Annotated in this window: 12 protein-coding genes; 8 read left to right on the forward strand and 4 right to left on the reverse strand. The window is 66.5% G+C overall.

The window, feature by feature from the left end:
* The first annotated feature begins 181 nt into the window (after positions 1-181).
* From AC5RVV_RS14600 to AC5RVV_RS14615, 4 genes are read left to right on the forward strand one after another with little or no spacing between them, the layout of a single operon-like run.
* Positions 182-1,549 (forward strand): MFS transporter, encoded by a 1,368-nt coding sequence (locus tag AC5RVV_RS14600; RefSeq protein ID WP_494002111.1) that lies wholly within the window; start codon positions 182-184, stop codon positions 1,547-1,549.
* Positions 1,546-3,258, forward strand: coding sequence for an amidohydrolase (locus AC5RVV_RS14605; RefSeq protein WP_494002112.1), 1,713 nt, complete (start codon positions 1,546-1,548; stop codon positions 3,256-3,258). The genes AC5RVV_RS14600 and AC5RVV_RS14605 overlap by 4 nt, the downstream gene beginning before the upstream one ends.
* Entirely contained in the window at positions 3,251-4,912 is a 1,662-nt protein-coding gene (locus AC5RVV_RS14610; RefSeq protein ID WP_494002113.1) for a thiamine pyrophosphate-binding protein, read from the forward strand. The genes AC5RVV_RS14605 and AC5RVV_RS14610 overlap by 8 nt, the downstream gene beginning before the upstream one ends.
* On the forward strand, positions 4,909-5,892 hold the full coding sequence (locus AC5RVV_RS14615) for a C-terminal binding protein (RefSeq protein ID WP_494002114.1): 984 nt from the start codon (positions 4,909-4,911) through the stop codon (positions 5,890-5,892). Before AC5RVV_RS14610 ends, AC5RVV_RS14615 begins: the two co-directional genes overlap by 4 nt.
* Positions 5,893-6,007: 115 nt before the next feature.
* Here AC5RVV_RS14615 and AC5RVV_RS14620 read toward each other — a convergent pair whose 3' ends face one another.
* From AC5RVV_RS14620 to AC5RVV_RS14630, 3 genes are read right to left on the reverse strand one after another with little or no spacing between them, the layout of a single operon-like run.
* The gene (locus AC5RVV_RS14620) at positions 6,008-7,192 is read right to left on the reverse strand and encodes a M20 family metallopeptidase (protein ID WP_494002115.1); all 1,185 of its coding nucleotides are present in this window, start codon (positions 7,190-7,192) and stop codon (positions 6,008-6,010) included.
* A 10-nt stretch (positions 7,193-7,202) separates the two neighbouring features.
* Positions 7,203-8,426: an aminotransferase-like domain-containing protein gene (locus AC5RVV_RS14625; protein ID WP_494002116.1), complete on the reverse strand. Its 1,224-nt coding sequence runs from the start codon at positions 8,424-8,426 to the stop codon at positions 7,203-7,205.
* Positions 8,427-8,482: 56 nt separating this feature from the next.
* Positions 8,483-9,142: a TetR/AcrR family transcriptional regulator gene (locus AC5RVV_RS14630; protein WP_494002117.1), complete on the reverse strand. Its 660-nt coding sequence runs from the start codon at positions 9,140-9,142 to the stop codon at positions 8,483-8,485.
* 155 nt (positions 9,143-9,297) lie between these two features.
* Here AC5RVV_RS14630 and AC5RVV_RS14635 point away from each other — a divergent pair, with 155 nt between their 5' ends.
* The 4 genes from AC5RVV_RS14635 (at position 9,298) to AC5RVV_RS14650 (ending at position 13,750) form a co-directional block, all read left to right on the forward strand.
* On the forward strand, positions 9,298-10,251 hold the full coding sequence (locus tag AC5RVV_RS14635; RefSeq protein WP_494002118.1) for an ABC transporter substrate-binding protein: 954 nt from the start codon (positions 9,298-9,300) through the stop codon (positions 10,249-10,251).
* Between the two features lie 36 nt (positions 10,252-10,287).
* Complete coding sequence (locus tag AC5RVV_RS14640; protein ID WP_494002119.1) at positions 10,288-11,208, forward strand: amino acid ABC transporter permease; 921 nt, start codon at positions 10,288-10,290, stop codon at positions 11,206-11,208.
* Positions 11,208-11,966, forward strand: a complete 759-nt coding sequence (locus AC5RVV_RS14645; RefSeq protein WP_494002120.1) for an amino acid ABC transporter ATP-binding protein — start codon at positions 11,208-11,210, stop codon at positions 11,964-11,966. Before AC5RVV_RS14640 ends, AC5RVV_RS14645 begins: the two co-directional genes overlap by 1 nt.
* Before the next feature lie 155 nt (positions 11,967-12,121).
* Positions 12,122-13,750 (forward strand): zinc-binding metallopeptidase family protein, encoded by a 1,629-nt coding sequence (locus AC5RVV_RS14650; protein ID WP_494002121.1) that lies wholly within the window; start codon positions 12,122-12,124, stop codon positions 13,748-13,750.
* 63 nt (positions 13,751-13,813) lie between these two features.
* Here AC5RVV_RS14650 and AC5RVV_RS14655 read toward each other — a convergent pair whose 3' ends face one another.
* Complete coding sequence (locus AC5RVV_RS14655; protein ID WP_494002122.1) at positions 13,814-14,314, reverse strand: hypothetical protein; 501 nt, start codon at positions 14,312-14,314, stop codon at positions 13,814-13,816.
* Positions 14,315-14,333: the final 19 nt, after the last annotated feature.

The following is a 14,333-nucleotide window of genomic DNA, read 5'->3' on the forward strand; positions in this document are numbered from 1 at the left end:
CAATTATCCAGAGATTCAAAGCATCTGCAAGCGCTCTCGCAACAACATGCGCTAGAACCAGAGCAGAAGTGAATTTGCGGGCACGTAACGCGAGATTTCTGCTCTTGTTGGATTGTGATTTAGGCCCTACAGTCGCAGAGATCACAACGGCACTCATGCCCACACCTTAAGGTGGAAGACCATGTCTCATACATCAGCAGCCCGGCCGCAGTTCAGCCACGCCCGGGCCCGCCGCGCCGGATTCGCGGCGTTCGTCGGCACCGCCATTGAGTGGTACGACTTCTACATCTACGCCACGGCCGCGGCCCTGGTGTTCGGCCCGCTCTTCTTCCCGGAAGCGGACCGGATGACCGGCATCGCCGCCGCCTTCGCCACCTACGCGGTCGGGTTCTTCATGCGCCCGCTGGGCGGCATCATCTTCGGCCACATCGGCGACAAGTTCGGCCGGCGTCCGTCGTTGGTGATCACGCTGCTGATCATGGGCCTGTCCACCGTGTTTGTGGGCCTGCTGCCCACGCACGAGAACATCGGCGCCTGGGCCGCCGTCCTGCTGGTGCTGCTCCGCGCACTGCAGGGCCTGGCCGTGGGCGGCGAGTGGGGCGGCGCCGTGCTGATGGCGGTGGAGCACGCGCCGGAGAAGCACAAGACGTTCTACGGCGGCTTCGCGCAGCTGGGCAACCCGGCCGGCGCGCTCGGCGCCACGCTGATTTTCGCCTACCTGTCCGGCATCAGCGAGACGTTCCTGGTGGACGGGGGCTGGCGCATTCCGTTCCTGCTTTCCGTGGTGCTGATCGGCGTGGGCTTCTGGGTCCGCTACCGGGTGGAGGAATCCCCGGTCTTCGAGGAGAAGGTCGAAGGCAAGGTTCAGACCCTGCCGCTGAAGCACGCGCTGGTCACCAACTGGAAGCCGATCCTGATCGGCATCGGCCTGCTGCCCATCTCCACCGGCGGCTACTATCTGGCCACCACCTTCGCCACCGCCTACGGCACCGACCCGTCGGTGGGCCTGGACGAAACCATGATCCTCAACGCGCTGTCCGTCGCCGCCCTGGTCGAGCTCATCTGCACCCTGGGCGTCGCCTGGCTGGGCGACCGGTGGGGCCGCAAGCGGGTCATGTTCGTCGGCCTGGTGGGCTCGATCGTGCTGATCGTCCCGCAGTTCCTGCTGATGTCCACCGGTCCCGAGTGGCTGATCTTCCTGGCCTTCGCCGCGATGCGCCTGGTCATGACCGCCACCTACGCGCCGACCGCGACCATCCTGTCCCAGCTGTTCCGTGCACAGGCCCGTTACACCAGCATCTCGCTGGCCTACGGGATGGCCAACGCCATCTGGGCGGCCCTCTCGCCGCTGACCGCGACCTACCTGTACGGGGCCACCGGCAGCATCTGGCCGGTGCTGATCATGTTCGCCGCCATGGGCGTGCTGAGCATCGTCTGCCTGGCGATCGCTCCGCAGCACCGCGACGACGACGAATCCTTAGACGCTGGCACTGACGCCGACGCCGCACGCACGAACAACAGCAACACCAACCTGGAGGCCTTCCGGTGAGGAAACTCAAGACATTCGACGCCCCCGCAACCAGCTTCATCCCACAGCTGATCACGGCCGCCACCATCCACACGATGGATGAGGAGCGCCCGACGGCGGAGGCCATGCTGGTACACGACGGGCACCTGCTCGCCGTGGGCACCGAGGCGCAGTGCCGCGCCGCCGCCGTCGGCCTCGGCCTGCCGGACCCGAAGGTCCACAACGCCGGCGGCGCGACGATCGTGCCGGGGTTCATCGACGCGCACGCGCATCCGCTGATGTACGGGCAGCTGAAGACCTGGGTGGACTGCGGGCCGGAACGCGCCGGCAGCATCCCCGAGATCGTGGCGCTGCTGAAGGAACGGGCGGCCGAGACCCCGAACGGCCTGCCGGTGCGCGGCTTCGGCTACGAGCACACCAACCTGGCGGAGGGCCGCCACCCCACCCGGCAGGAGCTCGACGAGGTCGCCACCGACCGCGAGGTCTACCTAATGAACGCCTCCGGCCACGGCGGCGTGGTGAACTCCTACACGTTCGAACTGCACGGCGTCACCAAGGACACCCCCAACCCGGCCGGCGGCGAGTTTTTCCGGGACGCGTCCGGTGAGCTGACCGGCGAGCTTTCCGACGCCGCCTGCAACATCCTCACCGGGCTGGAGGGCGTGAAGATCGGCCACCACGGCCCGAACTTCCACCTGGCCGACGCCCCGGACGAGCACCTGCGCCAGCTGCAGATCGCCCAGGAGAACTTCCTGGCCGGCGGCGTCACCACCATCGGCGACGCCCAGGTGTCCCGGCGCGAGTTCGACATGTACCTGCGCATGGCCGAGGGAAACCAGCTCAAGGTCCGGGTCAGCATGTACCTGCTCTCGCACCTGCTGGACGAGGCCGCGGAGATGGGCCTGCACGGCCAGTTCGGCAACGCGCGGCTCAGCTTCGCCGGCTTCAAGTTCTACGCCGACGGCACGCTGGGCGGCTGGACCGCGTACTTCCCGGACGGCTACGTGGGCGACCCCTGCCGCACCGGGCAGCTCTACCACGACCCGGCGGACTACGCGGCGCTGATCTCCAAGGCGCACCGGCTGGGCCTGCAGACCGCCACGCACGCGCAGTCCCCGACGGCGCTGGAGATGGTCATCTCCGCCATCGAGGCCGCGCAGGCGGAACGTCCCGACACCGATGCCCGGCACCGGATCGAGCACTGCGGGCTGCCCACGCTGGAGCAGATCGACCGGATGGCCGCCGCCGGCATCCACCCGGTGAACCAGCCGCAGCACTACTACAACTGGGGCGAGGGCGTGAAGGAAGCCGTCGGCACCCCGGGCGAGCGGTTCAACCCGCTGGGCGAGTTCGCGGCGGCCGGCGTGCCGGTGACCATCAGCTCCGACGCCCCCGTGGCCGAGCCCCGGCCGCTGGAAGCCATCCAGGCCGCCACCAACCGGATCACCCGCTCCGGCGTCCGGCTCGGTTCGGACTCGCTGCTCATCACGGCGCGCCAGGCGCTGGCGGCGCACACGATCAACGCCGCCTATACACTGGGCCGCGAGGACGACCTCGGGTCGCTGACCGCGGGCAAGCGAGCCGACTTCGTGGTCCTCGCCGCCGACCCGCTGGCTGTCGACGCCGCCGAGATCGCCCAGATCTCGGTCCTGGAAACCTGGGTGGACGGCATCCAGCGCTTCACCGCCGACCGCCCTGCCCGACTCAACGCGGAGGTCCAGCATGTCTGAGCACAACCCGACCGCAACACCCACCGTCACGCTGCCCGAGGGCGTCGTCGCCGATAACGCCGGCCTGGCCGTCATGACGGTCCTGCGGAACTACGGCATCGACACCATCTTCGGCATCCCCGGCACCCACAACCTGGAGTTCTACCGCCACCTGGCCCCGCTGGGCATCCGCCCGGTGACCACGCGGCACGAACAGGGCGCCGGCTACGCCGCCGACGGCTGGGCACAGCAGACCGGCCTGCCCGGCGTCGTTATTACGACGTCGGGGCCCGGCCTGCTCAATGCGCTCTCCGCCGCGGGCACCGCCTATTGCGAGTCCCGGCCGCTGATCATCCTGTCCCCGGGCGTGCCCGAGGGCGAAGAGTTCGCCGACATCGGCTCGCTGCACGAGACGAAGGACGCCACGGCCGCCGTCGGCGCCATCGTCGAGTGGTCGCGCCGGGTTACCTCCGCCACCGAGGCGGTCCAGGGTATCCACGACGCCTTCGAACTCTTCCGCTCCTCCCGGCCCCGCCCGGTGCACATCGAGATCCCGCTCAATGTGCTCGAGGGACCCTCGGACGCGCCGGAGGACCTGCTCCGCGCTGCCGAGGCCCCGGCGCCGCGGGCCGCCGACGCCGCCGCGGTGGAGGCCGCGGTGGGCGCCCTGCGCTCTGCGCAGCGTCCGGTCATCCTGGCCGGCGGCGGCTCGCTGCGCGCCGGCAAGAGCCTGCTGGCTCTCGCCGAGACGCTGCAGGCCCCGGTCCTGACCACGCTCAACGGCAAGGGCGCTATCCCCGAGTCGCACCCGCTGGCGCTCGGCTCCGACATCCGCCTCGATCCCGCGCAGCGGTTGTGCGAGGACGCCGATGTGCTGCTGGTGATCGGCTCCAAGATCGGCGAGGCCGAACTCTGGTTCAACGCGCTGCAGCCGCGCGGAACCGTGGTCCGGGTGGACATCCTGGAAACGCAGCTGAACAAGAACGTGGCGGCGGACATCGGGCTGGTGGGTGACAGCGCCGCCGTCGTGCCCCAGTTGCTGGCCGGGCTCGAGGGACATGAGGCCGTCCCGGCCCCCGACCTTGCGCCGCTGCGCACCGAACTGCGGGACGAGGCCCGGGCGCTGTCCCCGGAGTTCGCCGCGCTGGCAGAACAGGTGGCGGCCGCCGTGCCGGCGTCGACCATCATCGGCGGCGACTCCTCCCAGGCCACGTACCTGGGGACGGCGAGCTTCGTGCCGCAGGACCGGCCGCACTCGCTGCTCTACACTCCGGCCTACGCCACGCTCGGGTACGGGCTGCCCGCTTCCATCGGCGCCCGCATCGGCGCGCCGGACCGTCCCGTGGTCTGCGTGGTGGGCGACGGCGCGCTGATGTTCGCGGTGCAGGAACTCGTCACCGCCGTCGAACAGCGCCTTGACCTGGTGGTGGTGTGCGCCGACAACGGCGGCTACGGCGAGATCCGCCAGAACGAGCTGGACCGCGGCATCGAGCCCGTCGGCGTGGAGCTCGTGCAGCCCGACTGGGCCGCGCTGGCCACCGCCTTCGGCGGTACCGGCCGGCGGATCCACGACGCCGCCGAGTTGGCCCCGGCCATCCGCCAGGCCCTGGCCGACGGCGGAGTCCAGCTGATCCATGTGCCCGCGCAGCTATTCAAGCAGGAGGAGCAGGCATGACGGCGCGGGTCCTAATCACCGACGCCGAGGACCTCGACTACACGGTTGCCCTGGAGCTGCTGGCCGAGGCCGGCATCGAGGGGCGCTACCTGAACACCCGGGACCGCGGCGCCATCCTCCACGCCGCGCAGGGCTGCGAGGGGATCATCCTCGGCTACGCCACCTTGGACGCCGAGATGATCGCCGCCATGCCGAACCTCAAGGTCGTGGCCACCATGTCGGCTGGCTTCGACATGGTGGACCTGGAGGCCGCGGCCGCCCGGAACATCACGGTGTGCAACGTGCCCTCGGTGGCCACCCGCGACGTGGCCACGCACGCCTTCGCCGGCATGCTCTCGCTCATCCGCGAGCTCCCGCGCTCCCAGGCCGCAACCCGTCGCGGGGACTGGACGGGGGAGGGGATCCCGGTGCCGCCGCGGATCAGCGAGCTGACCCTGGGACTCGTCGGGTTCGGGCGCATCGCGCAGTACCTGGCGGGCCTGGCGGCCCCGGTCTTCGGGTCCGTCATCGCCTACGACCCCTTCGTCCCCGACGACGCCTGGCCGGCGGACGTACGCCGCGGCGAGCTCGCCGAGGTCCTGGCGGCGTCGAACGTGGTCAGCCTGCACACCCCGCTCACGGAGGAAACCCGGAACCTGCTCGACGCCGATAACCTCGCCGTCCTGCCGGCGGGCAGCTATGTGGTGAACGTGTCGCGCGGCGCCCTCGTCGACGAACAGGCGCTGTGCGCCGCCCTGGACTCCGGTCACATCGCCGGGGCCATGCTGGACGTGTTGACGGAGGAACCGGCCCCGGCGGACCACCAGCTGGTCGTCCACCCGTCGGCGATCGTCACGCCCCACGCGGCGTACCGCAGCAACGTCTCGCTGCGCGAATACGTGGCGCTGCCGGCCCGGAACATCATCGCCTGCCTGCAGGGCCGGCAGCCAGAGACCCCGATCGCCGCGGCTGCCCCGTCCCTCGCCTCGGCGGCCGGGTAGGGCACCAAGCACGCTAGCTACAACGGGACGGCGCCCGGTCTGCATCGGCAGGCCGGGCGCCGTCCTCGATTAGGTTGGCGGAGGGATGCGGCGCTGGTTCGTTGCGACGCAGCCTCTACCGCCCGCCGATGTCTCCCATGGCCGAGCGCGTGAGAAGACGGTGCCGCTGGTCCGCGTCCGTGGCCAGGTCGATGCAGGTCCAGGCCATAGCGAGGGCGCCGTCGCGCACGGCCTGATCTCCCGCCCGGGATGCGGCAAAGTCCGCGAATTCCGCGCTGTGAATGGGCGGGCAACCGTCTCCGAGGCCGATCATGGGGTGGATCGTCGGGTAGCACTGCGACACGTTTCCCATGTCCGTCGACCCGCCCAGGACAGTGGCCTCACCAGGGTTTCGGCCCAGCATCCTGGCATTGGCGCGGTACAGACCGGCCAGGCCGTCGTCGGTCTGCAGGCTGGCGAAGTCGTGACCTACCTGGTCAATCGTTAGCCGACTCCCCGTTGCCACCGCTCCTGCCTCGAGGCACCGGTGCAAAACCTCGGTTACCTGTCGCAGGGACGCCATCGACTCGGCACGGACCATCCATTCCCCGGTAGCCGTGTCCGGGATGACATTCGGCGCCGAACCGGCGTTGACGACGTAGCCGTGCATTTGTTGGTTCGGCTGCAACTGCTGTCGGGCGAGGCCTATCGCCGTGAGGGCGATGGTCATGGCGTCGAGCGCGTTGATGCCGTCGTAGGGCGCCGCCGAGGCATGGGCGCTTCGTCCGCTGAACGTAGCCATGTACCCGGAACACGCGTACGGCCGCATCGCCAACTCATCCTGTCCGTACGGGTGAACCATCATGGCAGCATGGGTGCCGTCGAAGTCGCCTTGGTTTAGCAGGATGATCTTGCCACCCACGGTCTCTTCAGCGGGCGTTCCGAGCAGCCGGACGGTGATGCCGAGCTCGTCCGCCAGCGGGGCGAGCGCCGTGAACGCTCCCAGTGCTGCCGCTGCGATGATGTTGTGTCCGCAGGCGTGGCCGATGCCGGGCAACGCGTCATACTCGGCGCAGATGGTGAGAACGAGCTCTCCTGCGCCCGATTCGGCCCGGACTGCTGTCGGTAGTTCGCCCAGGCCATGCAGCACGCGTGCCTGGGCGATCGCTTCCAGCTCGTCAACCAGCCAGGCCGAGGCCTTTGTTTCTTCGAGGCCGAGCTCCGGGTTCCCGTGCAGCCGGTGACTGAAGTCCACAATCCGATCCAACCGCTGGTTGAGTGCCGACTCAGCACGCTCTTTGTACGTCTCCATAGTGGTCATGCCGACGCCCTCACAGACATTCCTTGATGGCGACACCCAAGCGGCGAATCGCCTCGCGCAGCCGTTCCGGTGTCTCGAACGAAAACGCTATTCGCAACTGGTTGTCACCCGACCCGTCCGAATAGAAGGCGCTGCCCGGAACAAAAACAACCTGGTGAGCGACCGCTCGAACCATGACCTCCTCGCCGGAAATGCCATGCGGCAGGGTCACCCACGTGAAAAAGCCACCCGCAGGCACCGTCCAGTTAGTGCCGGCGGGCATGAAATCGGCCAAAGCTTCCATCGCCGCGGCGCACCGGTCGCGGTAGAGACCCACCGCGTTGTCCAGGGTTTGTCGCCAATCAGTCCGTGTCAGGTACTCCCCAACGAGCATTTGGCTGAGGACCGAGGGGCAGATGGTGGTCGCTTCTGAAGCCAGCTGCAACTGCCGGCGCACGTCGGCAGGCACCACTGCCCATCCCAGGCGAATCCCCGGCGAGAAGATTTTCGAAAAGGACCCAAGGTAGAACACGTTGTCCGGATCCAATTGATGGAGGCTTGGCAGGTGCCGGCCATCGAAGCTCAGCATGCCATAGGGATTGTCCTCAATGATGGCGATGCCGGCCTCCCTGCAGATGCGCACCACCTCGGCCCGCCGTTCGGCGGCGAGGGTGACTCCCGAGGGGTTATGGAAGTTGGGGATGGTGTACAGCAACTTGATGCGCTTGTCCTCGAGCGCGAGCTCACCGATCTTCCGCTCCAGCTCGGCAGGGATTAAACCGTCGCTGTCCATGGGCACGTGCGCCACTGACGCTTGGAGCCCGTCGAAGACGCTGATGGCGCCCACGTAGGTGGGCCCCTCCGCCAGGACCACATCGCCGGGATCGCAGAACAGTTTGACCAGTAGTTCAAGCGCCATCTGGGATCCCGCGGTGATCTGCACATCCGCTCGATCCGCAGGGTTGCCTTCGGCCTGCATGACCAAACAAGCCAGCTGCTGGAGTTCCTCGGTGCCCCCGCCTCCGCCGTACTGGAGGGCCTGCAGTCCCTGAGTGCGAAGCAGCTCTGCTGCCGTGTCCGCGATCCCAGCCAGGGGCAGGACGCTAAGATCCGGATTGCCGCCTGCCAGCGAGATCATCCCCGGTTGCATCGAGAGGTCGAAGACCTCACGCACCGGTGACGGCTTATAGCCGGAGGCACGAGCAGCGAAGAGGGCCGACACCCCGGTTGCAGACGTAAAGGAACTGGTAGTCATGAATCTCCTCGTTTCGCTGGCTTTGATCTTTCGGGAAATCGGTAGTGGCGCGCTGGTCAGCCCCTGGTAGAAGCTGCTGTCTCCCAGCTGGAGGTATCGACCCCGAGCTCGGATGAGGCGAAGCGGTAGAGGAGCCTGCGCATATTTTCGGGGCTGCTGCCGTAGGTTCCGTTGACAGTCTGGACAGCGAGGCCGTCGACAACGGCGAGCAGGAGTTGCGCCGTGTCTTCGGGCTCATGCACCGGTTTGATGCTGCCTTCGGCTGCTGCCTCCTCCAAGACGTCCAAGAAGAACTTCCGCCACAGCTCAAGAAGCGTATTGACTTCCCGCCGCATGACCGAGTCCTTATGCGATGCCGCATACAGCTCGAGCCAGAATCCCCACGCGTCGGCGAACGATTTGTCGCCTTCAACCGAGAAGGTCAACAGATCCCGAATTTTCGCCAAGGCGTTGGTTCCGTGCGCGGCAATTTCGCGCCACTCCTCCTCGGATTCGCGGATTCTGTGATCGATGGCCGCCAGGATGAGGCGGTCCCTTGTGCGGAAGTAATGCTGGATCATACCGATGCTGAAGCCCGAGGCTTCGGAAACCGCCGCAAAGGAACAGCCGTCCACGCCACAGGAGGAAATGATGGCAGCCGTGTGATTGACGATGGCGAGTCGGCGTTCTGCAATCTCTTCCTCTGTTACAGCATGCTTCTTTCTGGATCCGGCCACTGGTGCACTCCTCTTGCCTGTACTTCTACTGGTCCCGTCCGCAGCACGCGGGTTCCGAACAACCCTTGACAGTGATCTGTGTCACTTCAATAATAAGTGCAACATATTGAAGTTATCAACACTGTTCGATTGATTCCGCCGATGGAAGGCACACCATGAATACGATCTACAGGAATTCCTGCCTAGCGGTAGCCGCGCTCTCGCTCCTGGCCGGCGTCACCGGCTGCACCAACACCGAGAGCACAGCAACAACCGAGGGCGAAGGCTCGAGCGCAACTGCGGGACCCGCCTTGGGGGAGGGCGGGCAGGAGATAGCCCAAGCGGTGCAGGAAGATCCTGCCGTCAGCGCATTGGTCCCGCAGGACCTTAAAGACCGGGGGACCATGGACCTGGTCACCGACCCGACCTATGCCCCAATCGACTTCACCGATGACGAGGGCAACATCGTCGGCCTCGAACCGGACATGGCCCTGGCCGTTGCCAAGAAGATGGGGCTGGACATCACCATCAACAAGGGCGACTTCAACGGAATTCTCGCCGGCATCCAGGCAGGCCGGTACGACGCATCATGGGCTGCCTTTTCCATTACGCCGGAGCGGCAAGAGCTGGTCACCATGGTGAGTTACATGCAGAGCGGCACGTCTGTCATGGTCAAGAAAGACAACCCCGACGACGTAACGGGCGTCCTGGACCTCTGCGGGAAGACGATAGCCGCCCAAACGGGCACCACGCAGGCGCTCGACGTCTTGCCGGCCTTCCAAGCGGAATGCAAGAGCAGCGGTAAAGAAAAGATCACCGAGCTGGTGCTGCCGCAACAGGACAACGTGAACCAGGCAGTGGCCACCGGCCGCGCCGCCGCAATGGCGGCCGACGTTGCCTTGGTTGCCTACTACTCCCAGTTGCAGCCAGACGTTTTCATGGCCGTCGAAGACATTCTCGTCGAACCGGCGCTGGCAGGAGTCGTAGTCAACCAGAAGGACAAGGAACTGGCCGATGCCTTCAAGGCCGCCATCGACTCGTTAATTGCCGACGGCACCTACGCCGAAATCCTCGACGCGTGGAACCTGGGCAACACAGCGGTGGAAAAGTCCGAAATCAACCCCTCCTAGTGATCCGGACGTACAAGAAAGGCCAGGTCTAAAGGCATGAGCACGGAACGAACAAAGAAGCATCCGGCAGATGCCTCCCCGGGGCCGGCGGTGGACTATCTCGCACTCAGCGGCAGGCCCGTGCTGCGGCGGAAGCGCCCGGGCCAGCTGGTGGCAATCATCGTCGTCGGACTCTGTCTGCTCATCGCCGCCATAACGCTGGTTACTAACCAGGGCTTCGGATGGGACGTGGTAGCGCGTTACTTCTTCGACACACGCATCCTCAGCGGGCTGGCGACTACACTGCAGCTGACCTTCATCGCCATGCTTATCGGCTTCGTCGTCGGTTTGCTCGTGGCGGTCATGCGGATGAGCGACAACTGGCTGATTGCCGGTGTCGCCGGGGCCTACGTCTGGTTCTTCCGCGGTACCCCTCTGCTGGTCCAACTGCTGTTCTGGGGCTTCGCCGCGGCGATCTTTCCAACCATCGGCATCGGGATCCCGTTTATTGGCCCGAATTTTGTCGAATGGGACACCAACGACGTCATCTCGCTCATGACCGCGGCCATCCTCGGCCTCGGCCTCAATGAAGGCGCCTACATGGCGGAGATCGTCCGCGCCGGGCTGCTCAGCGTACCCGCGGGCCAGACCGAGGCCAGCCGATCCATGGGCTTCAGCAAAATGGCCACGCTCTGGTACGTCGTCATCCCGCAGGCCATGAAGGTCATCATCCCGCCGGTCGGAAACAACGTGATCTCGATGCTCAAAACCACGTCGCTGGTCATCGTTATCGGCGTGGGCGATCTGCTGTACAACACCCAGCAGATTTATGCCCAGAACCTGCGCCAGATCCCCCTGCTGATCGTCGCCAGCATCTGGTACCTCCTGCTGACAACCATCCTGTCCTACTTCCAAGGCAAGCTGGAAAAGCGCTATTCCAAAGGCAATTCCCTCGTTACCGGAAAGGCGGCCCGCTGATGGCGACAGTCGAATTCCTCAATGTGCACAAGAGCTTCGGTGACGTGGAGGTGCTCAAGGGAATCAACCTCAAGGTCCAGCCGCAGCAGGTGGTCTGCCTGATCGGGCCATCAGGTTCCGGCAAGTCCACCCTCCTGCGGTGCGTCAATCATTTGGAGATGACCAATGCGGGCGCCATCCTGGTCGACGGCCGCATGATCGGCTACGACGTCAAAGGCGATCAACTGGTGGAAGCGCGACAGGCCGAGATCGACAAACGCCGTTCCAAGATCGGCATGGTGTTCCAAAACTTCAACCTCTTCGGCCACATGACTGCCCTCGAAAACGTCATGCACGGGCCGCTGAAACTCCTCAAGACCCCGAGGGCCCAAGCCGAGGCCAAAGCCCGCGATCTGCTGGGCAAGGTAGGTTTGGCGGACAAAGCCGGCAACTTCCCATCCCAGCTTTCCGGCGGCCAGCAACAGCGCGTAGCCATAGCCCGTGCCCTCTCCATGGACCCGGACGTCATGCTTTTCGACGAACCTACCTCGGCCTTGGATCCCGAGCTCGTGGGAGAGGTGCTGGAGGTCATGAAGAAACTGGCACGAGCCGGCATAACCATGATCGTGGTGACCCATGAGATGGGCTTTGCGCGTGAAGTGGCCGACGTCGTCGCCTTCATGGACAACGGCGTCATCGTGGAGATGGGACCGCCCGACGACGTGCTGCAGCATCCCCAGCATGAACGGACGCGCAGCTTCCTGGCCCGCGTCTCCTAACCCGGGCTCTCCTCTAAGGACAGCCGGGCTCACCACCCCTACTGCGTGGACAACGTCGTCGTGCCCAAGCCGGGGCAGGACGTGCCTGCTCACACCCTGGCTGAGCACCGCCGTCGTCCTCCCTCAATAACTTGCACCACCCGAAAGGAACACCAGTGAGCACCACCCAGGAAACCACCGCGGCAGCCGTCCCCGCAGGCCTCGCCGCCGAAGCCAAGGCCTCGGCCCGGGAGTGGATCGACGCCAACATGGACCGGCTGTCCGAATGGCACCGGCACATTTGGGAGCTCGCGGAGCCGGCTTGGCGCGAATACCGCTCCGCCGCCTGGTACGTGGAGCGGTTGCGGGCCGAGGGCTTCGATGTGGAAGAGGCAAGCGGCGGGATGCCCACCGCGTTCAAGGCAGAGTGGACGCAGGGGAGCGGCGGCCCGGTGCTGCTGACCTACGCCGAGTACGACGCCGTGCCGGGCAACTGCCAGGCCGCGTCCACGGAGGAGACCCCGCGCGACGGGCTGAGCGCCTTCGCGCCCGGCCACACCGACCCGCACTCGGCGCTGGGCATCTCCACGCTGGCCGGGCTGCTCGGCACCAAGCACGCCATGGAGGTGCACGGCATTGCCGGCACCCTGCGCTATACCGGCGAACCGGCCGAGAAGGTGCAGGGCTCCAAAGTGGTGCACGGCCTGCGCGGCTACTACGACGGCGTGGACGCGATTGCCAGCTTCCACCCGTTCTACATGCTGCCGCTGTGCAACACCGCCCGCTGGGACACCCAGTGCGGCTCCTATTACTCCAAGGTCTACTCGTTCGTCTGCGACGAGCCGGAGACCTGGCAGCTCTCGGCCAATCCGAACTCGCCGATCCCGGCGTCGCACTCGGCGGCCCGCGCCCCGGGCGCGAACGTGGCGCTGATGCAGATGTACACCAGTTCGCGGGTGATGCAGGACGCCATGCTGCCCAGCTTCGGCGGCTGGAGCCTGTCGGACGCGATCCTCGGCTCCGGGCAGGCGACGGCGGACAACCTGCCGGCGCGGATTGCGCAGATCCAGTACTCCTGGCGCTGCGCCACGCTGGAGATGGCCGAGCACGTCCTGGCCGTGCTGGACCGCAACGCCGAGCACGCCGCCGCGATGGCGCACTGCCGGGTGGAGACCACCTGGGTGGCCCGAAACCGCCCCGGCATCACCAACCACGTGCTGGCGCAGGCGCTGTACAACAACCTTGAAGAGGTGGGCGCGCCTTCTTATAACGACGACGCCGTGGCCGCCGCGCAGCAGATCCAGTCCGGTCTGGGGATCGAGCCGATGGACAAGCCCTTCCTGGACGAGTGCGAATCGCTGATCTCGCCGCAGGACGCCGAGGAGGCGCTGCGCGAGCACCTTGCCCCGTGGCAGAAGAACTGGACCAGCGACGATTACGTGGAAATGACGCACTACGCCCCGACCGTGCGCTTCTACATCTCCCGGCCCGCGCTGAAGCCCGCGCCCGGCAAGGGGGCGTACCCCGGCTGGGTGATGAACGCGCTCGGCGGCATCCCCGCCGCCATCGACCCGACCATCGAGGTGGCCGGCAAGACTATCGCGGGCACCTTCGTGGACATGCTGACGTCGCCGGAACTGTTGGCGGAGGCGGGGGAGGAGTTCCGTCGCCGCAAGGCCGAGGACCCCACCGGAGCCCTGCTGCCCGCCGACTTCATGCCGCCGACCGGCCTCGCTTGGCCAGACTACGCCCCGGCCGAACCGACGGCTTCCGGCGAGCGGGTCTGGCACCCGCAGGCGCTGTAGCATCCTGAAAAACGTAAGGGTGCCGTCCCTGGCGGGACGGCACCCCTCATGGCTGTCCGCAGGTTAGGCGGTGGGCTCTTCGACGACGGGCTCTTCGATGATCGGGTCTTCGACAACCGGCTGTTCGGCGGCGAGCTGCGCCTCGTAGGCGTCGGCAACGGCCTGGTAGGCAGTGCGGGCTTCGTTGACGAGCACGCGGTTCTTGACGCGGAGGTCCTTCAGGGCAGCGGTCTGGGCTGCGCGAAGGTTCTTGACCTGCAGCTGCGCGGCTTTCACCGCCTTGCCCTTGGCAAGCTTCGCCTTCTTGGACACGGCCTTCAGCTCGGCGGCTGCGGTGGCGCGGGCCTGCTGTTCGGTGGTGCGGGCATTATTCTGCGCTGCCTTGAAGGCGGCCTTGGCGGCTTTGACGTCGGCCTCGGTCACGACCGGCTCGGCGCTGACGGGTGCGGTGATGACCGGTTCGGCGACGGGCTCAAGGTTAGCGGCGGACGCGGCGGTGGCGCTTCCGCCGGCCAGGAGGGCGGCTGCGAGGAAGCCGGCGGCGATCTTGCGGATTGCAGTCATGTGTACTCCGTGTTCGGAT

The sequence above is a fragment of the Arthrobacter sp. MDT2-34-1 genome, from assembly GCF_059091365.1.

Excerpts from the sequence above, each read along its gene's own strand:
- AC5RVV_RS14600 (WP_494002111.1), top strand. The coding sequence starts at position 182 with ATGTCTCATACATCAGCAGCCCGGCCGCAGTTCAGCCACGCCCGGGCC.
- AC5RVV_RS14610 (WP_494002113.1), top strand. The coding sequence starts at position 3,251 with ATGTCTGAGCACAACCCGACCGCAACACCCACCGTCACGCTGCCCGAG.
- AC5RVV_RS14615 (WP_494002114.1), top strand. The coding sequence starts at position 4,909 with ATGACGGCGCGGGTCCTAATCACCGACGCCGAGGACCTCGACTACACG.
- AC5RVV_RS14620 (WP_494002115.1), bottom strand. The coding sequence starts at position 7,192 with ATGACCACTATGGAGACGTACAAAGAGCGTGCTGAGTCGGCACTCAAC.
- AC5RVV_RS14625 (WP_494002116.1), bottom strand. The coding sequence starts at position 8,426 with ATGACTACCAGTTCCTTTACGTCTGCAACCGGGGTGTCGGCCCTCTTC.
- AC5RVV_RS14635 (WP_494002118.1), top strand. The coding sequence starts at position 9,298 with ATGAATACGATCTACAGGAATTCCTGCCTAGCGGTAGCCGCGCTCTCG.
- AC5RVV_RS14640 (WP_494002119.1), top strand. The coding sequence starts at position 10,288 with ATGAGCACGGAACGAACAAAGAAGCATCCGGCAGATGCCTCCCCGGGG.
- AC5RVV_RS14645 (WP_494002120.1), top strand. The coding sequence starts at position 11,208 with ATGGCGACAGTCGAATTCCTCAATGTGCACAAGAGCTTCGGTGACGTG.
- AC5RVV_RS14655 (WP_494002122.1), bottom strand. The coding sequence starts at position 14,314 with ATGACTGCAATCCGCAAGATCGCCGCCGGCTTCCTCGCAGCCGCCCTC.